Annotated in this window: 25 protein-coding genes and 2 pseudogenes; 20 read left to right on the forward strand and 7 right to left on the reverse strand. The window is 57.5% G+C overall.

What is annotated here, in order from left to right:
* Positions 1-15: 15 nt before the first annotated feature.
* The 6 genes and pseudogenes from clpP (at position 16) to HMPREF9162_RS00795 (ending at position 6032) form a co-directional block, all read left to right on the forward strand.
* Complete coding sequence (gene clpP / locus HMPREF9162_RS00770; RefSeq protein ID WP_009438149.1) at positions 16-633, forward strand: ATP-dependent Clp endopeptidase proteolytic subunit ClpP; 618 nt, start codon at positions 16-18, stop codon at positions 631-633.
* Between the two features lie 14 nt (positions 634-647).
* Entirely contained in the window at positions 648-1913 is a 1266-nt protein-coding gene (gene clpX / locus HMPREF9162_RS00775; protein WP_009438054.1) for an ATP-dependent Clp protease ATP-binding subunit ClpX, read from the forward strand.
* A gap of 85 nt (positions 1914-1998) precedes the next feature.
* A complete protein-coding gene (gene lon, locus HMPREF9162_RS00780; protein ID WP_009438128.1) occupies positions 1999-4314 on the forward strand; it encodes an endopeptidase La in 2316 nt (771 codons plus the stop codon).
* A 10-nt stretch (positions 4315-4324) separates the two neighbouring features.
* On the forward strand, positions 4325-4948 hold the full coding sequence (gene yihA, locus HMPREF9162_RS00785; protein WP_009438031.1) for a ribosome biogenesis GTP-binding protein YihA/YsxC: 624 nt from the start codon (positions 4325-4327) through the stop codon (positions 4946-4948).
* 120 nt (positions 4949-5068) lie between these two features.
* Entirely contained in the window at positions 5069-5530 is a 462-nt protein-coding gene (locus HMPREF9162_RS00790) for an Lrp/AsnC family transcriptional regulator (protein ID WP_009657228.1), read from the forward strand.
* 11 nt (positions 5531-5541) lie between these two features.
* Positions 5542-6032 (forward strand): annotated as a pseudogene (locus tag HMPREF9162_RS00795) (Lrp/AsnC family transcriptional regulator).
* A gap of 187 nt (positions 6033-6219) precedes the next feature.
* Here HMPREF9162_RS00795 and HMPREF9162_RS00800 read toward each other — a convergent pair.
* Positions 6220-7230: an ABC transporter substrate-binding protein gene (locus HMPREF9162_RS00800; protein ID WP_009438075.1), complete on the reverse strand. Its 1011-nt coding sequence runs from the start codon at positions 7228-7230 to the stop codon at positions 6220-6222.
* 52 nt (positions 7231-7282) lie between these two features.
* Between HMPREF9162_RS00800 and HMPREF9162_RS00805 the strand changes: the two genes are divergently transcribed.
* From HMPREF9162_RS00805 to HMPREF9162_RS00830, 6 genes are all read left to right on the forward strand, one after another.
* Positions 7283-7753, forward strand: a complete 471-nt coding sequence (locus HMPREF9162_RS00805; RefSeq protein WP_009438055.1) for an ABC transporter permease — start codon at positions 7283-7285, stop codon at positions 7751-7753.
* The gene (locus HMPREF9162_RS00810) at positions 7750-8595 is read left to right on the forward strand and encodes an ABC transporter permease (protein WP_009438111.1); all 846 of its coding nucleotides are present in this window, start codon (positions 7750-7752) and stop codon (positions 8593-8595) included. The genes HMPREF9162_RS00805 and HMPREF9162_RS00810 overlap by 4 nt, the downstream gene beginning before the upstream one ends.
* 34 nt (positions 8596-8629) lie before the next feature.
* The gene (locus HMPREF9162_RS00815; RefSeq protein ID WP_009438035.1) at positions 8630-10150 is read left to right on the forward strand and encodes an ABC transporter substrate-binding protein; all 1521 of its coding nucleotides are present in this window, start codon (positions 8630-8632) and stop codon (positions 10148-10150) included.
* A complete protein-coding gene (locus HMPREF9162_RS00820; RefSeq protein ID WP_009438021.1) occupies positions 10137-10925 on the forward strand; it encodes an ABC transporter ATP-binding protein in 789 nt (262 codons plus the stop codon). The genes HMPREF9162_RS00815 and HMPREF9162_RS00820 overlap by 14 nt, the downstream gene beginning before the upstream one ends.
* A gap of 3 nt (positions 10926-10928) precedes the next feature.
* The gene (locus HMPREF9162_RS00825) at positions 10929-11726 is read left to right on the forward strand and encodes an ABC transporter ATP-binding protein (protein WP_254655335.1); all 798 of its coding nucleotides are present in this window, start codon (positions 10929-10931) and stop codon (positions 11724-11726) included.
* Positions 11727-11909: 183 nt separating this feature from the next.
* Positions 11910-12668 carry a carboxymuconolactone decarboxylase family protein gene (locus HMPREF9162_RS00830; RefSeq protein WP_009438134.1) on the forward strand — a complete coding sequence of 253 codons (759 nt, stop codon included), beginning with the start codon at positions 11910-11912 and terminating at the stop codon, positions 12666-12668.
* An 81-nt stretch (positions 12669-12749) separates the two neighbouring features.
* On the opposite strand, the gene HMPREF9162_RS00835 is transcribed toward HMPREF9162_RS00830, so the two are convergent.
* Positions 12750-13703, reverse strand: a complete 954-nt coding sequence (locus HMPREF9162_RS00835) for an NmrA/HSCARG family protein (RefSeq protein ID WP_009438003.1) — start codon at positions 13701-13703, stop codon at positions 12750-12752.
* Positions 13704-13861: 158 nt separating this feature from the next.
* Between HMPREF9162_RS00835 and HMPREF9162_RS00840 the strand changes: the two genes are divergently transcribed.
* On the forward strand, positions 13862-14224 hold the full coding sequence (locus HMPREF9162_RS00840; RefSeq protein WP_009438151.1) for a helix-turn-helix domain-containing protein: 363 nt from the start codon (positions 13862-13864) through the stop codon (positions 14222-14224).
* Between the two features lie 288 nt (positions 14225-14512).
* Here the strand turns inward: HMPREF9162_RS00840 and HMPREF9162_RS00845 are convergent.
* The 5 genes and pseudogenes from HMPREF9162_RS00845 to trkA form a co-directional block, all read right to left on the reverse strand.
* Positions 14513-15746: pseudogene (locus HMPREF9162_RS00845) on the reverse strand (IS256 family transposase).
* Between the two features lie 58 nt (positions 15747-15804).
* Positions 15805-16245, reverse strand: a complete 441-nt coding sequence (locus HMPREF9162_RS00850; RefSeq protein WP_009438045.1) for a YfbM family protein — start codon at positions 16243-16245, stop codon at positions 15805-15807.
* A gap of 71 nt (positions 16246-16316) precedes the next feature.
* Positions 16317-17765 carry a TrkH family potassium uptake protein gene (locus HMPREF9162_RS00855; protein ID WP_009438006.1) on the reverse strand — a complete coding sequence of 483 codons (1449 nt, stop codon included), beginning with the start codon at positions 17763-17765 and terminating at the stop codon, positions 16317-16319.
* A 6-nt stretch (positions 17766-17771) separates the two neighbouring features.
* A complete protein-coding gene (locus HMPREF9162_RS00860; protein ID WP_009438032.1) occupies positions 17772-19211 on the reverse strand; it encodes a potassium transporter TrkG in 1440 nt (479 codons plus the stop codon).
* Positions 19211-20560 (reverse strand): Trk system potassium transporter TrkA, encoded by a 1350-nt coding sequence (gene trkA / locus HMPREF9162_RS00865; RefSeq protein ID WP_009438120.1) that lies wholly within the window; start codon positions 20558-20560, stop codon positions 19211-19213. Before trkA ends, HMPREF9162_RS00860 begins: the two co-directional genes overlap by 1 nt.
* A gap of 244 nt (positions 20561-20804) precedes the next feature.
* Between trkA and rpsF the strand changes: the two genes are divergently transcribed.
* The 7 genes from rpsF to HMPREF9162_RS00900 all read left to right on the forward strand — a co-directional run bounded on the left by rpsF (position 20805) and on the right by HMPREF9162_RS00900 (position 24603).
* Complete coding sequence (gene rpsF / locus HMPREF9162_RS00870) at positions 20805-21113, forward strand: 30S ribosomal protein S6 (protein WP_009438065.1); 309 nt, start codon at positions 20805-20807, stop codon at positions 21111-21113.
* A 36-nt stretch (positions 21114-21149) separates the two neighbouring features.
* Positions 21150-21596, forward strand: a complete 447-nt coding sequence (locus HMPREF9162_RS00875) for a single-stranded DNA-binding protein (RefSeq protein ID WP_009438030.1) — start codon at positions 21150-21152, stop codon at positions 21594-21596.
* Between the two features lie 46 nt (positions 21597-21642).
* Positions 21643-21876 (forward strand): 30S ribosomal protein S18, encoded by a 234-nt coding sequence (gene rpsR / locus HMPREF9162_RS00880; protein WP_009350051.1) that lies wholly within the window; start codon positions 21643-21645, stop codon positions 21874-21876.
* 96 nt (positions 21877-21972) lie between these two features.
* Positions 21973-22542 (forward strand): HlyD family efflux transporter periplasmic adaptor subunit, encoded by a 570-nt coding sequence (locus tag HMPREF9162_RS00885; protein WP_009438004.1) that lies wholly within the window; start codon positions 21973-21975, stop codon positions 22540-22542.
* Positions 22523-23692, forward strand: a complete 1170-nt coding sequence (locus HMPREF9162_RS00890) for an ABC transporter permease (RefSeq protein WP_009438066.1) — start codon at positions 22523-22525, stop codon at positions 23690-23692. Before HMPREF9162_RS00885 ends, HMPREF9162_RS00890 begins: the two co-directional genes overlap by 20 nt.
* Positions 23693-23706: 14 nt before the next feature.
* Positions 23707-24186, forward strand: coding sequence for a universal stress protein (locus HMPREF9162_RS00895; protein WP_009438107.1), 480 nt, complete (start codon positions 23707-23709; stop codon positions 24184-24186).
* Between the two features lie 96 nt (positions 24187-24282).
* Positions 24283-24603, forward strand: coding sequence for a hypothetical protein (locus HMPREF9162_RS00900; protein ID WP_009438016.1), 321 nt, complete (start codon positions 24283-24285; stop codon positions 24601-24603).
* Positions 24604-24623 lie beyond the last annotated feature (20 nt).

Raw genomic sequence — 24623 nt, forward strand, 5'->3', positions numbered from 1 at the left:
CTTGGGGAGGAATATATGAGTTACTATGTACCGATGGTGGTGGAGAACTCCAGCCGCGGGGAGCGTGCCTACGACATCTACTCCCGCCTGCTCAAGGAGCGCATCATCTTTCTTGGCGGTCCGATTGACGACAGTGTCGCAAACGTCGTGGTCGCTCAGATGCTTTTTTTGGAATCCGAGGATCCCGATAAGGACATCCATCTCTATATCAACAGCCCGGGCGGCGTCGTGACGGCAGGACTTGCCATCTACGATACCATGCAGTACATCAAGCCCGATGTCTCGACCATCTGTATCGGACAGGCGGCGAGCATGGGGTCGATCCTGTTGACTGCAGGGGCAAAGGGCAAGCGCTATGCTCTGCCGCACGCGCGCATCATGATTCATCAGCCGCTTGGCGGCGCGCAGGGGCAGTCCACGGATATTCAGATCCAGGCGAAGGAGATCCTGCGCCTGCGTGAGGTCGGCAATGAGATTCTTGCCCGCCACACGGGGCAGGACACCGATAAAATCAATGTCGATACCGAACGCGACAACTTTATGTCCGCCGAGGAGGCAAAAGCCTACGGGCTGATCGACGAAGTGGTCGTACGTCCCCCGGCAGCATCCAAAGAGAGCAAAGATAAGGGCTGAGGGGGTGTGACGCGATGAAATTTGGCGAGGAAGACAAGGGGCAGCTCAAATGCTCGTTCTGCGGCAAGACGCAGGAGCAGGTGCGCAAGCTCGTTGCCGGCCCCGGCGTATATATCTGTGACGAGTGCATTGAACTCTGCAACGAGATCATTGAGGAGGAGTTCAGCGACGACGTAGAAGTCGGGTTGAGGGATGTCCCCAAACCGAAGGAAATCCGCCACATATTGGATCAGTACGTCATCGGACAGGACGAGGCGAAAAAATCCCTCTCCGTTGCGGTTTACAATCACTATAAGCGCATCAACGCGGGGCATGGAAAAAATGACGATGTGGAACTGCGCAAGTCCAACATCCTCATGCTCGGTCCCACGGGCAGCGGCAAGACTCTGCTCGCGCAGACACTCGCGCGCATTCTGAACGTCCCGTTTGCCATCGCGGATGCAACCTCGCTCACAGAGGCGGGGTACGTCGGCGAGGATGTTGAGAACATTCTGCTTAAACTCATCCAGGCGGCAGACTACGACATCGAGAAGGCGCAGCGCGGCATCATCTATGTCGACGAAATCGATAAGATCGCGCGCAAATCTGAGAATCCCTCCATCACACGCGACGTTTCAGGCGAGGGCGTACAGCAGGGGCTGCTCAAGATCCTTGAGGGGACGACGGCGTCCGTACCGCCGCAGGGCGGGCGCAAGCACCCACAGCAGGAGCTTTTGCAGATCGATACGACGAATATCCTTTTCATCTGCGGCGGCGCATTCGACGGGATCGAGGAAATCATTGAGTCCCGTCTTGGGAAGAAGCAGATGGGGTTCGGCGCCGAGGTGCGCTCCAAGAAGCGTGTCTCCGTCGGTGAATCACTCAGCAAGGTGATCCCTGAGGATTTGATGAAGAACGGGCTCATTCCCGAATTTATTGGGCGCCTGCCCGTCGTTGTCACCCTCAGTTCGCTGGATGAAGCGGCGATGGTGCGTATCCTCACGGAGCCGAAAAATGCACTTGTCAAGCAGTTCCAAAGACTTCTGGATATGGACGGTGTCCGTCTGACGTTCGAGCAGGATGCACTGCACCTCATTGCCAAGGAAGCACTTACGCACAAGACGGGGGCGCGCGGACTGCGCTCCATCATCGAGGGCATCATGCGCAACGTGATGTATGAGGTGCCGTCGATTCAGGGCGTTACGGCTTGTCAGGTGACGAAGGAAGTCGTTGCGAATCACAGCGATCCCATCCTTACCATTGAAGGGAAGGGCGCTGCACGGGCAGCGGCTGCCAACTGATACATTTTTGCATGAGAAAGGGGCGTGCCTTCTGCGGCAGTCCCTTTTTTTGACCCGAATAACGATAATTTGAGAAGGAAATATTATGGCCGAGAAACGAACACTGCCGGTGCTTCCGCTGCGCGGTCTTGTCGTCTACCCGCATATGATGGTCAACGTCGATGTGGGGCGCGATCGGTCCGTTGCGGCCACTGAACGCGCCATTGCGGGCAGCAACGAGGTGCTTGTCGTCGCCCAGCGCGACCCCGACGCCGAGGATCCGACGGAGAGCGATCTCTATACGGTCGGTACCGTTGTTGAGATTCGCCAATTTCTGCGTATGCCGGAGGGCGTTCTGCGCATTCTCGTTGACGGGAAAACGAGGGCGAAAATCCTCGCCTACCGTGAAGGAGAGAACTATGCCGAGGCAGATGTTTCAGAGTATGAGGAAGAAGAGGGCGCACCGGCCTCCAAAGATGTGGAAGCACTTACGCACGGTGTTTCCGACAAGTTCGAAGAGTGGGTAAAAATCTCGCATAAACTCCCGCCCGAGGCGCTGGTCTCCATCTCCATCATGGAGGACTCGGGGCGGCTCGCAGACATCATCGCAAGTCATCTCAATCTCAGATACGACGTTCGGCAGGAAATCCTTACCCTCTTCGACGTACGCGCCCGCCTCGAATACCTCTATGAGGTACTGCTGCATGAGCTTGACATCATGGGCATCGAGCAGAAGATTGGCCGTCGCGTTCGAAAACAAATGGACAAGGTACAGCGGGACTTTTACCTGCGCGAAAAGATCAAGGCAATTCATAAGGAACTGGGCGAGGATGCGGATAAATCCGCCGATGTTGAACGCTATCGCGGTATCCTAGAGAAAAAAGAATTTCCAAAGGACGTACGCGAGACGATTGAGCGTGAGATCCACCGATTGGATGCCAGTCCTGCGACAAGCTCCGAGGTCGGTGTCATTTGCACTTATCTTGACTGCCTCGCGGAGCTGCCGTGGACGGAGACGACCGCGGAGCACGTCGATATGACGGAGGCGTATAACATTCTCGAGCGTGACCATTATGGGCTGGAGAAAATCAAAGAGCGTATCCTTGACTATCTTGCTGTACGGAGGCTTGCGCCAGAGCAGAGTGCACCGATCCTCTGTCTTGTCGGTGCGCCCGGCGTCGGAAAGACCTCACTCGGCGCTTCGATTGCGCGCGCCATGGGGAGAAAATTCATTCGCGCATCGCTTGGCGGCATCCGCGATGAGGCGGAGATTCGCGGGCATCGCCGTACCTATGTCGGCGCAATGCCGGGACGCATTATCGAGGGAATTCGCCGCGCGGGGGTGAAGAACCCTGTATTCCTTCTCGACGAGGTGGATAAAATCGCGATGGATTTTCACGGCGATCCGTCGGCAGCACTGCTTGAGGTACTGGATCCCGTGCAGAACTGTACGTTTAGCGATCACTATGTCGAGCTGCCGTTTGATCTCTCGCGCGTCTTTTGGATCGTCACGGCGAATAACGCCGCACGTATTCCCGCGCCCCTGCGCGACCGCATGGAGATCCTGAACCTATCGAGCTATACCGAACTCGAGAAGGTCGAGATCGCGCGCCGTCACCTCCTGCCGCGCCAACGCACCCAGAACGGGCTGAAGGCGAAGGACATCCGTGTTGCCGCGGGCGTCTATCCCGAGATTATCCGCTCCTATACACGCGAGGCGGGCGTGCGCTCGCTCGAGCGCGTTATCGGGCGTCTTTGCCGCAAAGCCGCGCGACGCATCGTCGAAGGTGAGACCGCGCCGATCAGCGTCACAAAAGCGAACCTCGTCGAATTTCTCGAAAAGCCTGCATATCACGCGGCGAAGCAGGAGAAAAAACCGCTCGTCGGCGTTGTTACGGGGCTTGCATGGACAGAGGTGGGCGGCGATGTCCTGCGCACAGAGGTCAACGTCCTGCGCGGCAAGGGGAAGCTCATCCTCACGGGACAGCTCGGTGATGTCATGCAGGAATCCGCACAGGCGGCGCTCTCCTATGTGCGCAGCCGCAGCGAAGCACTCTCTCTTGCGGAGGATTTTTACGAAAAGGACGACATCCACATCCATCTGCCCGAAGGCGCCATTCCAAAAGACGGTCCTTCTGCCGGCATTACCATGGCGACCGCGATGATCTCCGCCCTCACGGGGCGCAAAGTGCGCGGCGACGTTGCCATGACGGGAGAGATCACCCTCCGCGGCAACGTTCTTCCCATCGGCGGGCTGAAGGAAAAGACCCTTGCCGCCTATCGCGAAGGGATGAAGACCATTGTTCTCCCGCAGGAAAATGCCCCCGACATCGAGGACATCCCCGACACCGTGCGCGAGGCACTTGAGTTCGTACCGGTCACACACATGGATGAGGTACTCAAAATCGCGCTCTACAATTAGGAGGTTTGCCGTGCAGGAAAGCGTCGTGGTCACGAAGGCCGTCTACCTTGCCTCCGCCGTGCGGAAAGATCAGTATCCGGAGGTGCGCCGTCCCGAGGTCGCATTTATCGGGCGATCCAATGTCGGAAAATCATCCCTCATCAACTCCCTCACACGGATACGGCAGCTTGCGCGCGTCTCCTCGAAGCCGGGGAAGACGCAAACCATCAACTTCTATGAACTGCTGCTGCGTATCGACGGGGGAGAGGAGCGGCATCCCGTGCATATCGTCGACCTGCCGGGCTACGGCTATGCAAAGGCGGCGCGCGACAGCAGAAAGACGTGGGCAAAATTTATCGAAGAATATTTCTTGACCTCCGAATACCTGCGGTTCGTCTGCCTCTTGCTCGACATTCGTCATATGCCGATGGAGTCCGATCGAAATATGTTTTCGTGGCTCATCGCACATGACATCCCTGTCCTCGTCGTTGCGACGAAGGCGGATAAACTCGGCAAGAACGCCTGTCGTGCGCAGATCGCGGCGATGCGGCGCGCCCTCGGTGTTCCGGAACTTACAATACTTCCCTATGCGTCTCCAAAAAATGAAGGTCGTTCAGAATTGCTTGACGTGATGAAGGACAATCTGATAGAATAGGAACAAGAGAAATGAATGCGGTTCATCTTTGTGCCGAGGCATCCGCCCCTGAGCAAGGCGGACATACAGCGCGGCACGCGAAGTGACCGCGCTGTGTGTATTTTTAGGGAGATGTATACGATGATGGAATTAACCGATTTTGACAAACGGCTGCTGAACCTCCTGCAGGGGAACCTGCCGGTGTGTTCGCGGCCGTTTGCGCGTTTGGGCGAGCAGCTTGAAACCGATGAGGAGCACGTGCTTGAACGCCTTGCAGCGCTCAAACGAGAGGGCTATCTCCGGCGCATCGGCACATTTTTCAACTCCGAGCGACTTGGTTACAGAGGGACACTCATCGCGCTCGAAGTGGACGAAAGCTGCCTGCCCGACGTTGCGGCGGCGGTCAACCGTTATCCGGGGGCAACGCATAACTACGAGCGTGCGGGAGGGGATTACAATCTTTGGTTTACACTGCTGACAGTGTCACAAGAAGCGGAGGAGAAGATCCTCCGAGAGGTCGCCGCGCTGAAGGGGGTTAAACGCGCAATGAGCCTTCGGGCAAAACGGCGCTATAAAATCAATGTCCAATTCAAGCTCGCATAGGGAGGCGCGACATGACTGATACGGCAGAAATCAGCATCCTCGATAAGAAAATCATCCGTCTCCTGCAGGGAGAGTTCCCGCTTGTCGCCGAGCCATATAAAATATTGGCAGAGAAGATCGGCATCACAGAAGAAGAACTTCTCGCACGGATCACCGCCATGCGCGAAGAAAAAAAATTCGCAAAGTGGGCGCGGTGCTCCGACACCGCGAAGTCGGCTTCACCGCGAATGCCCTATGCGTCTGGGACGTCCCCGATGCACAAATGGATGAGGTCGCGCGCCGCATGGCGGAGCATCCGCGCGTCTCGCATTGCTATGACCGCAACCGCAGCGAAGATTGGCGGTATAACCTCTATACTATGATCCACGGATACAGCCGCGACGAGTGTGAGGAGATTGCTGCCGTACTCGCCGCAGAGACCGGGATCGCGGAGCGGCGGATGCTCTATACCAAGCACGAGTGGAAAAAAACCTCAATGAAGTATTTCACGGAAGACGAATAGATTGGCTCTTGTGGGCAGTATCCGCGGCAACGATACATCGACAATCCGTTATAATTTCACGGAAGACGAATAGATTGGCTCTTGTGGGAGCAAACGAGAGAATAATTTAGGAAGATCGGTATATAAAAAGGCTATTGCATCTAAGAAAACGAAGATGCAATAGCCCTTTTGCTGTGCCTTTATGTACTTAGTCGATCTTTACGCCGTGGATCTGCTCGGCGAGACGCTTGAGCGCGTCAACACTGCGCACGCCCGGGGTGATCTCGGAGAGTTTCACGCGGACGAAGTGATTTTCCTTCACGGCAGTCGTTCCTTGAAGCCGCGGATTTGCCTTGAGCTTCTCGACTTTCTGATTGAAGTCGTCTTCGTTGCGGATGCTCGTGCCGTAGTTGGCGATGATGATGTACTCGGGATCGGCGGCGACGACGCTCTCCCAGCTCGTCTTGCTCCACGTCTTATCGACGCCCTGTCCGCTCATCACGTTGTTCGCGCCGATGAGACGCAGGAGGTTCGGCGTATAGCCTTCGAATACGGTGAACGGTTCGCCGTCCTCGGAGTCAAAGACAAAGACGCGCTTATGCGGCAGTTTTGCGATTTTGTCCTGCACGGCGGCGAGCTGCTTCTTTTGATCCGCAACCCATGCCTCGGCGCGGTCTTTGACGCCGAAGATTTCACCAAGTTTGATCATGTCGGCAAATACCATGTCAAGATCCGCCTTTGTGGACTGCATGGAGTCGGGGACGAAGATGGGGATATTCTGTGCGGTGATTTTGTCCGCCTCGATGCCGCGCTTCGTGAAGGGGACTTCCCAGCCGGTTGCGAAGTCCGGCTTTGCCGCCATAAAGACTTCGTAGGACGGCCACTTTTCGGCGAGGACGGGGACTTTCTCATAGGCTGCTTGGAGGGGCGGATAGATTTCCTCCTCCTTGAACGCGGTGCCCGCCATGTGGTCGCCGAGGTCGAGCGTGAGCAGCATCTCGGTTGTTGCCTGTGACATGGAGACGGCGTGTGTCGGCGGGGCTGTGGTCTTCATCTGTAGCTCCGTGCCGCCGATGTTCTCCGTCCACGAGACGGGCGTGTAGGACGAGGCGGTGCTTTCCGTCTTGGTCTGTGCCGCCTGCTGCTGTCCGCATCCTGCGCCGAGGAGCAGGACCGCTGCGCCAAGGCTTGCCAGGATTTTCTTCTTTGTCTTGAACATAAATGTCCTCCTTTATGGGTGTTAATAATATAGATATCGTGTGTCCTGCCGGATGCTCGTGAAGAACGGCACTTCGAACACGTCCTCGAGCAGTGCGGGGGTAAGCACGTCCTGCGCCGCGCTCGCTCTATGGCTCGCGGGGCTCTATATCCGCCGAATCCGATCGGCGCTCCTTGAGGAGGCGGGGAAAAACTATGTGCTCGGCGCGCGCACGCTCGGGCTCTCGGAGCGCACGGTGCTGTGGAAGTACATCATGCCGAATGCGCTGATGACGCTCCTGCCGATGCTCGGCATCACGATGGGGAATATCATGGGCGGCTCGGCGGTCATCGAGACGATATTCGGCTGGCGCGGCATGGGGCAGCTCATGACGACGGCGATCCTCGCGCGCGACTATCAGCTCATGCAGGCGTATGTGCTGTGGGGAGCGGGCGTCTTTGTCGCGGCGAATTTCGTTGCGGATGTGCTCACGTTGTGGCTTGACCCGCGCCGTTTGCAGGCAAAGGGGGCGCGGCAGCTATGAGATTCTTTTGGACGCGCCTCCTGCACCGCCGCGATTTTCGCATCATCGGGACGCTGCTGCTCGTGTGGATGCTCGTCATCGTATGCGCGCCGTATCTTTCGCCCGGTGATCCCTATGCGCAGGATCTGACGATGCGCCTTGCGCCGAATACGGCGGCGCATCCTCTCGGTACGGATCAGCTCGGGCGCGACGAACTCACGCGCCTGCTCTGCGGCGGGCGCATCAGCATCGCACTCTCGCTCGTTATCGTGGCGATCACGGCTGTCGGTGGGATTCTCATCGGGGCGTTCGCGGCGTTCCTGCACGGCTTTGCCGACCGCATCGTAACGGCGGTGCTCGATCTCTTCCTCAGTATGCCCGCGCTCGTTGTGGCGATCGCGCTCATCGGTCTGCTCGGCCCCGATACGGGCAACCTCATCTTCTCCCTCTGCCTGACGCATTGGGCGGAGTATGCGCGCGTCGCGCGCTCGCTCGTGCAGGCGGAGCGGGAAAAGACCTATGTGCGCTATGCGCGGTTTGCGGGCGCGGGATTTTTGGGAACGGTGTTCTCCTACGTCCTGCCGAACGTCGTGCCGCGTCTTTTGGTGCTCGTCTTTCAGAACATCGGCGAGATCCTGCTCACCGTGGCGGGGCTGTCGCTCATCGGCATCGGCGTGCCCATGCCGTACCCGGAGTGGGGGACGATGCTCATGGGGGCGCGCGATTATTTGCAGACGGCGCCGCAGCTCATGATTTACCCGGGTGCGGCGATTTTTATCACGATATTGCTGTTCAACTTCATCGGCGACATTCTGCGCGATGTGATGGATCCTGCGGGAGGTGATGCTGCGGAGAAAAACTGAACGCGTTTTGGGGAAATGTTGAAGGAGGAAAAGTATGAAACGAATCTATGCGATGCTGGCGGTCATGCTGCTGAGCGTTGGACTGCTCGCGGGCTGCGGCGGTCAGGAAAAGGCGGCGGACAGCGGGAAGCATCTCAGCGCCGCGCTCTATTGGTTTGGCGAATCCGTCGATCCCGCGCACGAGTGGGACGGCTGGACGGTCACGCGCATCGGCGCGGGCGAAACGCTCGTCACCGTCTCGGATAAGATGGAGTTCACGCCGCAGCTCGCGGACAAGTGGGAAGCGACGAGCCCCACGACGTGGCGGTTCCACATTCGTGAGAACGTTAAGTTCCAAGACGGCACACCCATGACGCCCGAGCTTGTGAAGGCGTCGCTCGAGCGCACGCTCAAGGAGAGCACCCGCTCGCAGAAATCCTCGAAGATTAAGGAAATCAAGGTCGAGGGACAGGATCTTGTCGTCGAGACGACGGAGCCGCACGGCGCATTGCTCGCCGCGCTGACCGAGCCGGCATTCGTCATTTTGAACACGAAGGCGGATCTCTCCAACGTGGCGTCCGCGCCCGTGCTCACGGGCCCCTATCAAATCGTTGGGTTCAAAAAGGGCGAAGAGATTCAGCTCAAGCGCAACGAATACTATTGGGACGGCACGCCGGGTCTCGATACCCTCACGGTGAAGAACCTCGAGGACGACAACAAGCGCGCGATGGCGCTCCAGTCCGGCGATGTGAACCTCATTCAGCGCTGCAACAGCGCGAACCGCAGCTTGTTTGAAAACGCTTCCTACAAGATCGAGGAAATCGTCGGCGTGCGCGTCTACATGCTGCGCATGAATTTTGACGGCGTACTGAAGGACGCGAACCTGCGCCGTGCGGTCAGCTATGCGGTGAACTATGACGATCTCGCAAAGATCGAGGGCAACGGTGCGGTCGTTGCGGGCGCACCCTTCCCGCCGAACATCGGACCGAAGTATCAAGAATCCCTGCGCGAGCATATGGATCTCGCGAAGGTGGAGGAACTGCTGAAGGCGGCGGGCTATACGGAGAAGAACGCCGAGGGATATGTGACGAAGGACGGCAAGCCGCTCGAACTCACGATCAACGTGTGGGGCAGCAAGACGGAGCTGTACGAAGCGGTACAGAACCAGCTCCAAAAAGCCGGGATTAAGGTCAACCTCCGCCGTGTCCAAAACTCGGAGGAGGCAAAGACGAAGCGCGACTTTGACCTGACCGAGAGCAACTGGATCACGATGGGGACGAACGATCCTTACTGGTATATGGATCAGACGCTCCGCTCCACGAGCCCGGAGAACGTCGGACACTACGCGAATCCCGAGGTCGACAAACTCCTCGACGCGATGGTCACGGCGGCGGACGCTAAGCAGCGCATGGAGCTCGCCGGGAAGATTCAGGATCTCGTGCTCCAAGACGTGCCGAATCTCTATCTCGTCTGCCCGACGAACCAAGTCGTTGCACAGTCGAATGTCAAAGGCGTCGTCGTGCATCCGATCGACTACTATCTCATCACGAAGGATCTCACCGTTGACGGAAAATAAAATTCCTCTGCTCGAGGTCGCATCGCTGCGCGTGGAGGTCGGCACGCGCCGCCTCCTGAGTGATGTGTCCATGACCGTGCGACGCGGCGAGATCGCCGCCGTCGTCGGTGAGAGCGGCTGCGGCAAATCTACGCTCCTGCGCACGCTCATCGGCATCCTTCCGGACGGCGGTGCGGTGACGGGGGGAACGGTACGCTTTTACGGCGCCGATCTCTTCGCACTGTCCGCACGGGCGCGGCGCTCCATGATGGGGCAGGATATTGCCTTTCTCTTTCAAGAGCCGGGCACATATCTCAGTCCCATCCGCCGCATCGGTGCACAGTTCCGCGACTACCTCGCGGCGCACGGCGCGGGGGAGGGATGGCGTGAGATTGCGGTCGAAGCGCTGCGTCGGGAGAACCTAGAGGACGCGGAAAAGCTCCTCTCGGCATATCCTTTCCAGCTCAGCGGCGGGATGCGGCAGCGCGCCGCCACCGCCATGACGCTCGCGCTCACGCCGAAACTCCTGCTCGTTGACGAGCCGACAAGCGCGCTCGACGTGATTGCGAGCCGCAGTCTGCTCGACCGTCTGCGGGCGCGCGTGGAGGAAGAGGGCTGCTGCGTCATCTTCGTCACGCACAATATCGATGCGGCGGCGTATGTGGCGGACAGTATTTTCATCATGCAGGCGGGCGCGTTCGTCGAGCGCGGCGACTGCCGCGCCGTGCTGGAGCGTCCTGCAGAGGAATATACGCGGGTGCTCCTGCGCGCGGTGCCGCATATGGCGGACGGCTGACTCATGAGACAAGGAGCGGGCATGGCGGATGATGTATTGGAGGTGCGCGACCTCCGCAAGACCTATCGCGAGGGCGCGCGCGTCATCGAGGCAGTGCGCGGTGTATCGTTCAGTCTCGCCAAAGGCGAGATCACGGGCATCGTCGGCGCGAGCGGATGCGGCAAATCAACCCTGCTGCAAATACTCGCGGGGCTTGAGCCACCGAGCGCGGGCACGATTTCCTTTGCGGGGACGGTGCTGACGCCGGGCGCGGACGGATGGGGGAATTCTGTCTATCGACAGATGCAGCTCATCTTCCAAAATCCGCTCGAAGCGTTCAGTCCCCGCATGACCATCGGAGAGTTCCTGCTTGCCCCGCTGCGGGCGTTTGGCATCGTCGAGCCCAAAGGCGAGGCGGCGGCACTCTCCGACATGCTCGCACGGGCGCGTCTTGAGACCGCTGCGGCGGAGCGTCTGCCGCATCAACTCTCGGGCGGGCAGCTCCAGCGCGTCGTGCTCATCCGCGCGCTCTTCGTTCGACCGGAATTGCTTCTTTTTGACGAACCAACGAGTGCGTTAGACGTCGTGACGCAGGAGTCTGTGCTGTCCTTCATCGAAGAACTGCACCGGGCGCAGCCCTTCACCGGACTGTTTGTCACGCACGACCTCGCCGTCGTTCGGCGCATGACTACGACTGTCTTTGTCATGGAGCGCGGCGAAATCGTCGAGCGGCTTCCCGCCTCTCGTCTCCGCGATGAAGCGCGCCATCCGTTTACAAAACGACTTTTGGCGGCACAATTGCCGCACCGGTCTGTCATTTAATGCAGATTTCGGGACTGCCGTACCACACCGGGCGGCAGTCTTTTCCTTTTCTTCAGACGTCTTATTATCGTTTCGTGTCATGCCTAAACGAGCCGGTAATGAGATGATATTGACAGAAATGCACTAGGAAGAGATAATAACAGTGTATCGCAGTGGGATATATGGAAGAAAGAGGTGACGAAGATGGCAGTGAAACAGACCGCAGGCAGGGATATTTTGGGAGAATTTGCGCCGAAGTTCGCAGCATTGAACGACGATGTATTATTCGGCGAGGTGTGGAGCTGCGAGAAGCAGCTTTCGCTGCGTGACCGCAGCCTTGTGACGGTGGTCGCGCTCATGGCGCAGGGACTCACGGATACATCCTTCCGCTATCATCTCGAATCTGCGAAGAAGAATGGCATCACGCGGACGGAGATCGCGGAGATACTGACGCACGCCGCGTTTTATGTGGGCTGGCCGAAGGCGTGGGCGGCATTCCGCATGGCAAAGGAAGTGTGGGCGGAGGGGACGAGCGGTGCCGACGAGGCGATGGCGCGGCATGCGCGTCAGATGGTATTTCCCATCGGCGCGCCGAACGATGCCTACGCGCAGTATTTCAGCGGCAGGAGTTACCTCGCGCCGCTCTCGACGTCGCAGCTCGGCATCTATAACGTGACCTTTGAACCGGGGTGCCGCAATTACTGGCATATCCATCATGCGGATCGCGGCGGCGGGCAGATCCTCGTCTGCGTCGCGGGGCGCGGTTACTATCAGGAGGAGGGGGAGGATGCGCGGGAACTTCGGGCGGGCGACGTTGTCAACATCCCGCCGAACGTGAAGCATTGGCACGGCGCGGCAAAGGACAGTTGGTTTTCGCATCTCGCGATCGAAGTCCCGGGCGAGCACACGAGCAACGAGTGGTGCGCGCCCGTATCCGATGAAGCGTACGGGAAACTAAAATAATAACAAATACATAAAAGCAGCCTGTACCTCAAAAACACAGGCTGCTTTTTTGCCACGATGTACGAACGGAGAGCCGCGCGGTCAAAATGAAATCTTCTCGCCCTGCCATCCCGTTGTGCGGAGAAAATCCTTCCAGCGCAGGGCGTGCGGGTTGATCTTTCGATACCATGACAGATCGCGCGTCTTTTGATAATAGCCATATTCGACCGCGTAGCGCGTCATGCCGCAGAGCTCTTCGACGAGCGGCTTGTTCGCGGCAAAATCGGGGAAATGGGAGAGCAGCTCGTCGCGCGTATACGCGGAACTATATATCGCCTGCTTGCCGGTGACCTCGACGAAGGCATCGACAACTTCCCGCGGCGAGAGAACGTCGCCGATCACGGGCAGGGAGGCGCCCGCATACTGCTCCGGATGGGAGAGGATCTCAAGAACGGCCGGTCCCGTGGCGCTCGTCGGATCGACGAACGGCGCTTTGAAATCCTCCGGCAGATAAATCGGAAAGACGAGTGTGTCGGCGCCGTCTTTTCGATACGGCGTATAGAATTCCATAAAATTCGTATAGAAGAACGCCAGGTAGATAAAGCTGCTTTGAACGGGAAGGGTACGGATATATGCTTCGACACACGCCTTGTCGGTGAAATGCGGCGCGGACAGTCTCCCGCCCGTAATTTGATCGACGTTCTCCAGACTGCTGTATACGATATGCCGCACGCCGGCCGCAGCGGCGGCGTCCGCGAGCTCTTTGCCAAGCGCCGTTTCATGAGTCGCGGGCGGCGGGAGATTGGGCGTCATCAAGAAGACCCCGTAGGAGCCGCGAAAGGCGTCCTCGAACGCATCTTTATATCCGAGCGTCAGCGGTATATTGACGAGGTCGGCGCCGCGGCGGACGAGTTTCCGCGCTTCGGGCGTATCCGTGCGCCGCGTGATCCCGCGCACAGCGAAGCGGCCGTCGGCAAGCAGCGTCTTGGCGACGCTTGAGCCTTGTTTTCCCAAAACGCCCGTGATCGTAATCAGCGGTTTTTTTGAACGGTTCATAACGTATCCTCCTTAAAGTGTTTGCATTCTCACATGAATCATAACGCAGCGAAAGAGAAACGTAAATACGCACAATGAAGTAAGGAAACGCTTACCTTTTGGTAAGTATTGCCGGGGCATGCGGCACAGGATATAATAGACGGGGAGGCGCATTCTATATGAAACAATATCGTCTAGGAATAGAAGCCACGCTGGAAATTCTCGGCGGCAAATGGAAAGCGCTGATCGTTTGCCTGCTCATGGCGGGAACGAAGCGCACGGGGGAGCTGCGCCGCCGCATCCCCGGCGTGTCGGAAAAGGTCTTGATCCAGCAGCTGCGCGAGCTTGAGCGGGACGGAATCGTCGAACGGATCGTATACGAGCAGATGCCGCCCAAGGTAGAGTATTCAATCACGGAATACGGACGCACCGCCGATGCGATCGTCGACGTTATGTGCGCATGGGGGCGTGAAAATATCCGCAGGCGTCAAATGACGGGCGAGCATATTGTGCTGGATGAATGGAAGAATGAGGGGAACTGAATAGGATGATGTAAACGAATCGAACCATAAAAACAGCCTGCATCTCGAAAATGCAGGCTGTTTTTGCATTTATCTCCTCAATCGCATCATTCTCCTCATGTGATGCGCAAATGATGCGAAAATGATGCGATTGAGGAGATAATGATGCGAAAATGATGTGCTGTTGGAAAATCATTTAGTCGATCATGACGAGAACGCCGTGATTGTGTTCGGCGGCACTGTGATAGAGTTTGTTGAGTGTGTCAAAGGAGTATGTTAGGGGTTTGTCAAGTAAAGTGTGTAAGTTTCTTATAGAGCGGAATATTTTCGGATCATCTGTCCGACCCGCTCATCAATACAGAGTTGATTCATCACAATCGCCCAGTTCTGAATGGAGTGTCCCTTCCATTTCTTGTACAGCTCCTTGATCCGTAAGTAAAGCACCTTGAACACAGCCGTCTCGCTTTGAAATGCCCCCTGCTTCGTTACTTTGCGAAAACTTGCATTGACACTCTCTATCGCATTTGTTGTGTACATGACACGACGGACATCACTGCCATATTGGTAAAGTTGTTCAACATGCCGGAAGTTGTCCTTCCATACGCGAATTGCGCCCGGATACTTGCTCCAAGTCTCACAGAATTTCTCAAATTCGCTCTGTGCAGCCCGAAGGCTAACTGCCCCATAGATCTTTTTAAGTTGTGCCGTAAATGCCTTGTAATCCTTGCTCGGAACGTATTTAAGAGAATTGCGTATCAGGTGAACAATGCACCGCTGTACCACCACGTTCTTAAAGATCGACTTTGCGCCGTCTTCCAGGCCGCTCACTCCGTCCATTGATATGAAGCCGATGTCCTGTACGCCGCGTGCTTTGATCTCGTCAAATACCTGCATCCAGTGATGTTTGCTTTCCGTATCTCCCATCCATAGCCCTAGAACGTCTTTCTTGCCTTTTAGGTCATATCCGAGGATCACATATACCGCTTGATCAGATACGCCTTTGTCACCGCGCATTGAAACATAGATACAGTCAACGAAGACAAACGGATAAAATGCCTTGAGCGGTCGATTTTGCCATTCATGCAGCTCGTCAAGCACACTGTCTGTAATATGCGAGATTTGCTCAGCACTGAGCATAAAGCCATAGATGTCATCGATGGTGGAGGAGATGTCTCGCTGACTCATTCCTCTGGCATACATCGCGAGGACTTTTCCTTCAATGGACGACCGTCTGTCTTTTGGGAACGATTTGCGGTGTAAAAGAGCCGTCACGGTCTCTTGGGACGCTGATGGGAACCTCGCCTGCTGAGGTTTTGAGGACTTTGGGGGTATATCCGTTGCGGCGATTTGCTGTATCCTTTTCGCTGCGCTCGTTGCTCATGTAACCGAGATGGTTTTCCATCTCGCCGTTGAGCATGGCTTCAAACATGGGACCGAAGATTTCTTTGAGGGCGTTTTGCATGTCTTCTACACTCTTGGGCTGATACTCTTCGATAATTGCCTTAGCGAGCGTTGCACCGCGCCGTGGGAGCCTCTTTGACATAAGGGTTCCTCCTTAGCTTTTGACTTCCCCTCACCGGGAGTGTTCCTAAGCTGTCTTCCTACTTACACAGTTTATTATACACTCCCGATGTTAGATCCTCCATGATTTCCTCCGTCTCTTCTTCGTAGTCCCATATGTTCGGATAGAGCTCCTCTTCTTTACATTCTTGCATATTGAATTTTTTTAGTATGTCATCGAAATTGACCTTATCCAGCTCTTTTGCAATCTCTTTTACCCTTGTGGGCTCAGTGTACCCTATTAAAATTTCTTTATTATCAAGGGCGGTTTTTCCAACGACCATATTGCTGAGCAGGTTGTCTTCAAGGCGGTACATGGCAGACTCTCCGGTTAGTAAGAAATGGAGCGCGTCCCACATCTTGTCGATATCGGCTTCATTGACCTCTCCGCGCTCCGAGAAATCGTAGATCACATCCAAAGAGGATTCGATTTCCTTAAACTGTTCGTCACTGATTTCATAATAATTGGCACACATACCCATGATTTTACCTCCTTTGAACTTAGGCAAAATAAATCGTTTTATGCTGATGCGGGCGCTGCCCGTTTATTTTTTTACCATCGCTTGGTCTTTCTCCAAAACGATGGGCGCAGGAGAATGAGGAGCGTAAAGATTTCGAGCCGCCCGAGGAGCATCGTGATGCAGAGCACGGACTTGACGAAATCGGAGAGGGGCGCGTAGGTCGCCGTTGCGCTTACGATGCCGAACGCGGGGCCGATATTGCCGATGGTCGTGACGGCGACAGCGACGGCGTCGAACGGTGCGAGCCCGTCCGCTGTGAGCAGGAGCGCCGTGATACAGATGATGAGGAGATAGAGGAAGAAGAACGTTCCCACGCGCATCAGCACGGCGCCGTCCACATGGACGCCGCCGAGTGAGACGTCGACGACACGGTGCGGGTTCAGTTTTTGTTGAATGACGGCGCGGGCACTTCGAAAGAGGAGCACGATGCGCGCGACCTTGATGCCGCTTGCCGTCGAGCCCGCACACCCGCCGATCATCATGAGTGTCAGGAGCAGCATTTTGGAAAAGGTCGGCCACGTTTCAAAATCGGCGGAGACAAAACCCGTCGTCGAGAGTGACGGCACTTGAAAGACGGCGGCGCGCAGCGCGGAGAGGATATCCACCTTCATCTCTATACTGAGGTTCAGCGTGATGAGGAGAATCGCCCCGACCGCGATAAAGAAATAGGTGCGGAACTCCGTATTGCGGCGAATCACGCCCGGCCCTTTGATCCACACGCGATAGTACAGGGAAAAACTGCCGCCCGTCAGGAACATGAAGAGCGCCGTCCACAGCTCGAAAGCGACGCTGTGAAAGTGCATCGCGCTGTCATCGTAGGTGGAGAATCCGCAGCTGCCAATCGTGGACATGGCATGGGTCACAGCGATGCTGAAATCGACGCCGCAGAGCATATAGACGACCGTTGTCACCACGGTAAAGAAGAGGTAGATCTTAAAGAGTGCCATCGTCATGTCGCGCAGGCGCGGCATCACGCGATCCATGGTTGGCCCCGCACCCTCGGCGTTATACATGTAGATCGTGCTTGCCCCTGACTGCGGGAGGAGCGCGATGAAGATAACGATGATGCCGAGACCGCCGATCCACGCCGTCATCATCCGCCAAAAAAGAATGCTGTAGGGAAGGGGGCTGAGTGAAGCAAACACCGTTGCGCCCGTCCCGGTAAATCCTGAGATGCTCTCAAAGAGCGCGTCGAGGAAGCCGAGGTAGCCGCCGAGCAGATAGGGCAGCATCCCGAGAAACGTTCCCGTCATCCAGCCGAACGCCGTGATGGCGATCCCCTCGCGTGCCGTCAGTTCCTCGGCAGGCCGCCCGTATCGGCGGAATGCAGCGCCGAGGAACGCGCTGACGAGCACAGAAAGCATGAACGCCTCGCGGCTGCTTTCATGATAAAGGATGGCGAGTACTAGCGGGATGACGAGCGATACCGCAACGGCAAAGGCGAGACGCGAGAGGATGTAATTGACCGTATAGATATTCATAGCTTCTCACCATTTGCGCTGCACGTTTTCAAAGAGGGCGCCGACGAACAGAAAGAACGCAAAGACCTCGATGCGTCCCAGCACCATCAAGAACGCACAAGAGATCTTCGTCCATGCGGGCAGCCCCGCGAGCGTATCGAGCCCGGCGAGTGAGGAAACACCGCCCGTTGTCGTCAGGCACGCCACAGTGAGGGAGATTGTCTCGATGGGCGAGAGCCCTGCGAGAGCAAGCAGGAGACTGCCGCCGCCGAACACCGCCGCGAAGAAAAACACGAGCATGAGAATGCGCCCCGCCGCGTGCAGGGGGACGATCTCGCCGCCTTGGCGCACGGCGAAAACCATACGTGGGTGCAGCGTGCGCAGCAGTTCCGTCCACGCGAGTGAACATAATACGAGGAGCCTCGATATGCGGAAACCGCCTGCCGCAGATCCCATACACCCGCCGATGATGGCGAGCAGGATGAGGAGGAGCTGTGCAAAGCCGTGGAACGCATCCGCCGGGCGCAGCGTCAGACCGTTCGTCGAGAGAAAGGAGGCGGCGTAGAAGAACCCATGCCCGAGTGCCGCCCCTACGGGGAGCAGTCCGTGCAGTATGGGCAAAAGAGCGAGAAGAACGCCGGCACAGAGGAGCAGTGTGAAAAAGGCGCGCAGCTCCGCATGATGAAGAAGGTTCTTTGCCGTGTGCCGCCGCCCTGCCTGCCACAGCGTAAGGAGCGGCAGGGCGGAGAGCAGCGAGACGATGCCGCCCGCAGCCATCAGTGCGGGGGTGGGAGAGATACCGCCCGTCATTGAGCCGGCACCCGAGGAGATGGTAAAGAGCGCAAGCATGAATGCGGGCAGCGCCGCATCTCCCGCTGCAAGATAGATGCCGGCGGCAATCGCGGTCAGCGCAATATAGAGCAGCATCATCTCGCGCATCGGCTTTGTCATGCGGTTCCAGAGCGGGCTGAACAGCCGATCCTGCCCCACGGTGAAATCAACGCCGAAACATCCGCCAACGACGGGCAGTACCGTCACGAGAATGACCACGAAGAGCAGCCCGCCGAACCAGCTGAGGAGTGCCCGCCAGAGGAGGAGCATCGGCGGCAGCACATCGCCGAGCGACGTCATGCCCGTCGTCGTGAGCGCGGAGATACACTCCAAGAACGTATCGACAGGCGACAGATGCAGACCAGCGAGGTGGAACGGCAGCATCCCGAGGACGGCGAGCAGCAGCCAAACGGCGAGAATGAACAGCATCCCCTCCTGCACGGACAGCTGACGCATATGACTGCGCCCCATATTGCCGAACACCATGCCGAGGATCGCCGTCAGGATGCTGAGTGCGAAAAATGAGCCCGCGCCATCCACACCGTAGATGAACCCGTAGGCGAAGGGTATGAGATAGAGTGGTGCGAACACATACGCTGTGCGCCCCATGAGTACCCAAAATAAATCGAACCGCATCAGTCGTCTCCAAAATAAGACAGCGCCTTTTGTGCGAAGCTCTTCAGCACGAAGAGGATCACGCGGTCGCCCGGCATCAGCTCCGTCATCCCGTTCGGGATCGCTGCCTCCTCGTTGCGCACATAGGCACAGACGAGGCATTCGCGCGGGAGCTGCGCGTTCATGAGCTGTTTGCCCGTCACGGGTGCGCCCGGACTGACGATCACCTCGAGCGCCTCCGCACGCGCCCCCTCGAGCAGAGTCACACGTGCCACATCACCGCCGCGCGCATAGGCAAGCACCTCGCTCGCCGAGAGCAGACGCGCCGAGAGCGCGATGTTGACGCCGACCTTCTCCATGAGGTCGATGTATTCGTTGCGGTCGACGCGCACGACCGTCTTGATGCGGTTGTCGGACAGGTGGCGCGCGAGCAGCGCGAGCATGAGGTTCAGCTTGTCGTCCTCCGTGAGGCAGACAATGACGTCCGCCTCCGCGACACCCTCCTCCGTGAGGAGATCGATATCCGTCCCGTCGCCGCAGATCGCAAGCCCCGTCTTTAGCTTCTCCGCGAGCAGCTCGCAGCGCTCGCGGTTCTTATCAATGACCTTGACCTGCACGCCCTGCTGCTCGAGCATGAGCGCAAGGGCGCGCCCCGTGCGTCCCGCGCCGATGATTGCGGCGCGGTTCAGCTTGTGCGTGTCGCTCTGCAGGAGGCTCTGACTGAACTGTTCGATTTTGTCCGGCAGCCCGATGAAGTAGGCGTTGTCACCGGGCAGGAACACATCGTCGCCGTGCGGGATGATCATGCGGTGATCGCGGAAGATGAGTCCCGCGAGCACACCGGGCGGGAGCTTCAGCGATTTCAGCGGCGTACGCGCGATCGCGGATTTGCGCCGGATGCGCGTCTCAAAGAGACGCACCTTGCCCTGACCGAAGTCCTCCACGTTGAGCGCGGCGGGCGTCATGAGGATGCGGTTGATTTCGCGCGCCGTAATCAGCTCCGGATTGAGCGCGAGGTCAATATCAAAATTTTCCTTGAGATAGGCGCTCGCTTCCACTGTAAAGTTCATATCGCGGATGCGGGCAATCGTGTGGGGGATGCCGTGTTTCTTCGCGAGGATGCACGCGACCATGTTCACCTCGTCACTCTCTGTGACGGCGATGAGAATGTCCGCCCCCTTAATGTCGGGATCGTTCATCGTGAGCGGACTCGAGATATTCGCCGTGATCGTGAGCACGTCGAGCGTCGTCTTTGCCGCCTCAAGCTGGCTCTCCTCGCCGTCTACGACCACGACGTCCATGCCCTCCTCCGAGAGCAGGGACGCGATGCTGTAGCCCAGGCGCCCGGCTCCCGCTATGACAATACGCAAAATAATTCCCTCCCGCAGCAACTGATATCATAAGAAGTATACCATAATTTTCTCCCAATTCAAACGCGCATTGACCAAATGCCTCGACGGGAATAAAAATTGCCTCCTGCATCTTGCGCGTGCGTCACAAACATGCTATACTAAGTCACGTTGCCAAGCGCGTCTTTCGTGCGCGCTTGCAGCGAAAAATTTCACTCTGCCGCTGCGATGAGCGGCGGCCACAGACCAAAGAGGAGGTGATTTCGTGAGAATGTACGAAGTCATATTTATCGTGAAGCCGATGGAGGAAGAGGCGACCAACGCCGTCATCGAGAAGTTCACGAAGCTCATTCAGGCAAACGGCGGTACGATTGAGAAAGAGGATCGCTGGGGCAAGAAGCGCCTCGCCTATGAGATCAATGACCACAGCGAGGGATACTACGTTCTGCTGTATGTCAATGCAGAGCCCGCCTGCGTCGCCGAGTGCGACCGCGTGATGAAGATCACCGACGATCTCTTAAAGCATATGATCGTCCGTGCGGAGAACGGTGTTCCGGAAACTGACAAAGAGTAAAACGAATCCCATAGACATGCGGGAGAGAACAATCGAATGAACAGAGTCATACTGATCGGGCGCCTCACGCGCGACCCCGATATACGCTACACACAGAGCGGCAAGGCATTTTGCCGGTTCACCGTTGCTGTTGACCGCCGCTTTTCGCGTGCGGCGCAGCAGGAGGGGCAGCAGACGGCTGATTTTATCCCCGTCACCTGCTGGGACAAACTCGCCGAAATTTGCGGCAACAACCTCACGAAGGGACGCCGCATTGGCGTCGAGGGGCGCATTCAGGTGCGCAGCTACGACGGCAATGACGGACAGCGCAAATACGCGACCGATGTCGTAGCGGACAATGTAGAGTTTCTTGATTCGAAAAATGCCGGCGGCGGTATGGGCGGCTACGATGCCCCCGCCGGATCCGGCGCTGCACCTGCCGCAGGCAGCGGTGCGCCCGACATGATGGGACCCGTGGTTCCGGACGACGAGATTCCATTCTGAGCGCGCGTGCGCCCGGAATATCCCGTGACAAGGAGGGAAAAATAAAATGATGAGACGAGATCGGGGACGCAAGCCCCGCCGCAAGGTCTGCTCGTTCTGCGTTGATAAGGTAGACCATATCGACTACAAGGACGCCGCGAAACTGCGCCGCTTCACAACGGAGCGAGGGAAGATTCTCCCGCGCCGCATTTCCGGCAACTGCGCAAAGCATCAAAGACAGGTCACGCTTGCCATCAAGCGTGCCCGTAATATCGCACTTCTTCCGTTCACTGCGGAATAAGGGAGACACAAAGAATCTGAGATTCTTCCGGCGTCGCACCTTCACGGGTGCGGCGCTTTTTACATAGGATGAGAGGGGAAAGAAAGGAGCGGTCATATGGATCCGAAGGCAAAGGCAAAGCGCGTCGGCGCTGCGGCGGATACGGGCAATACGGAGTCCATCTCCCTGCCGACCATCGAGCAGGCGCGCCGGAGAGCGGCAAATATGGGGAACGACGTTGCGGCGCTCGAAGCACAGCGCGACATGCTCCTCGTGCAGAAAAAGGAACTCGAGGTTGCGCGCGATCGTCTCGTGCTGCGTGCGCCCGAGGACAGCAAGGTGCTGAAGCTCCTCGCCAAAGAAGGCGAGATGATCTCCCCGGGACGCCCCGTCGTCCTCCTCGAAAGTAATCGAGGCTATTATGACATCTACGTCAGCGAGGATCAGGTACGCGGGATTCACGAGGGCGACCGCATCACTGGGCATGCCGTCGCGGGCGACCGCGAGGTGCCGGGGACGGTGCGTCTCGTGACGAAGGCGCCGGGGTTCGCCGACCTCAAGATGTCGCGCGAGAAGAGTCAGGCGGATCTCTCCGCGTTTCAGATTCGCATCTACGTCGACCCGACCGACGGGATCATTCCCGGCATGACGATTGGAGTGAGTGACCGTGCATTCACTCAAAGCTGAGCTCAAATACCTTTTTTCCGGGCAGGGAATGCCGTATGAAAAGGTCTCCATCATGGTCGCCATGGTGATCTCCGTCGTGCTGTCCGTGATGCTCGCGGGCAATTTCTCCAAAGATGCTGGCGTCGTCGTCATCGACCTCGACAACTCCGCCTACACGCATGAGCTCACGAACCGCATCGACGCCTCGGAGTACATGAAGGTCACGGCGGTGGTCAATACGCCCGCCGATCCGCGCTCCTTCCTGTACCGCGACAAGGCGATTGCCGTCGTCTATTTCCCGCAGGGTCTCGAAAAAGACCGCTATACGGGGACGGCGAATCACATTGGCGTGTTCTATGACAACACGAACGCCGCACAGACCGCCGAGATAAAGGAAGCGATGAATGAGCTCGCCGTGCTTGAGAACGCGGCGGCAAACGGCGATCCCGGCAGCACGAACGACACGATCGACGGCGGCATACAGATTGCCGACCGCGTGCTCTTTAGCCCGAATACCTCGACGAGCAACAGCATGACACTTGGCTTCCTGTTCTTCTTCGGCTCGATGTTCTACACCTTTGCGACCATCGGTATGATCCCGCGCCTGCGCCTGACGGGGGAGCTTGATGCCATCCTGCGCACGGGGACACCGTGGGATCTCGTCCTGCGGACACTTCCCTACGGCGGACTCCTTATCGTCTCATGGTGCGTCGGCATGGCGGTACTGCGCGTTTGGGGCGACCTCATATTTGCGGGGCATCTTGCGAACTTCATCTTTGTCCAGATTTTCTATGTATTTGTGCTCGGCATGGTGACGACGCTCGCGGGCTGGTCGGCGGCGAATCTCGGCGTCGCCGCGAGCCGCATGATCCTCATCATCCCCGGCGGCTTCATTTTCGGCGGTCCGACGGGACCTCTTTCGCATTTCGCCGACTGGGTCGTGGCACTCTCGCATATTTGGCCGCTCACATGGGAGTTCCATTTCACGCGTGACATCATCACGCGCGGTGCCGACTTCATGGGATATGCAGCGACATTTGGCGCGTTCCTCATCTACATCGCAGTCATCGGCGTTCTCTACACACTGCGGTTTTACAGCGCGAAAAAAGAGCTGCTTGCGCGCGATATAGAGGAGCAGCCCGCAGGGACAAGACTGCACCTAGAAACCTAAAGGAGGTATTCGAGATGGACACGGCATCCCTGATTGCGGAGATCAAGAGTCTCCCCGCGCACGACGTTCGATGCGAGCGCATCCTCGTCGCTATCGACGGCTCTCATGCGTCGTTCCATGCCGCAGCATGGGCAATTGAGCTTGGGCGCCGTACGGGGGCGGAGCTGACAGTACTCATGGTCGTCGATTACGACGCGCATGTCTCGGCATTCGAGCAGGTCAGCACGAGCGGCTATCTGCCCGCCGAGCTGAAGATTTCCGCCTATCGCCTCCTCGCGGAGCTGATGCACGAGATTCCGCACAACGTGCGCGCCCATCCGCGCGTCGCCGAAGGAAATCCCGGCGAGACCATCGTTGCCGTCGCCGCTGAGGAGGAGAGCGACCTCATCGTCATGGGAACGCGCGGCTTCGGCACGTTCGAGCGCATTGCCTTTGGCAGCGTGTCCTCGTACGTCAGCAAACACGCGCACTGTCCCGTATTTCTCAGCAAATAACTTTTAATGGCGTGTTTACACGTTCTTAAATACCTTCCAAGGGATACGCAGTAAAGTAAATGTGTTCATAGATATGATTTAAGGGAGTGGGGAACCATGAAGAAAAGCCGTTATTTTGCCGTCGCACTTGCCGCCGTGACGGGACTTAGTATTGTCGCCGGTGCGCCCGCTGCACATGCCGCCGTGCCGCCGACGCAGTTGTCCTATGAGGACGGCGCGTCGAACGAGTACAGCTTCCGCATGAAGGAAGAAGACCGCATCCACGACGAGAACGTCCGCAGAATCAAATTTGACTTCCGCCGCGACGGCGATCAAGAGAAATATAACCGCGCCATGCGCGAGGAACAAAAACGCCATGATCAAGCGGTCAAGCGTATCATGCGCGATTACAACAACCGTAAACCTTGGCGGCATTAAACGTTAAAATGCAATAATCA

The organism is Selenomonas sp. oral taxon 137 str. F0430 (assembly GCF_000183625.1).
Taxonomy (GTDB): Bacteria; Bacillota; Negativicutes; order Selenomonadales; family Selenomonadaceae; genus Centipeda; species Centipeda artemidis.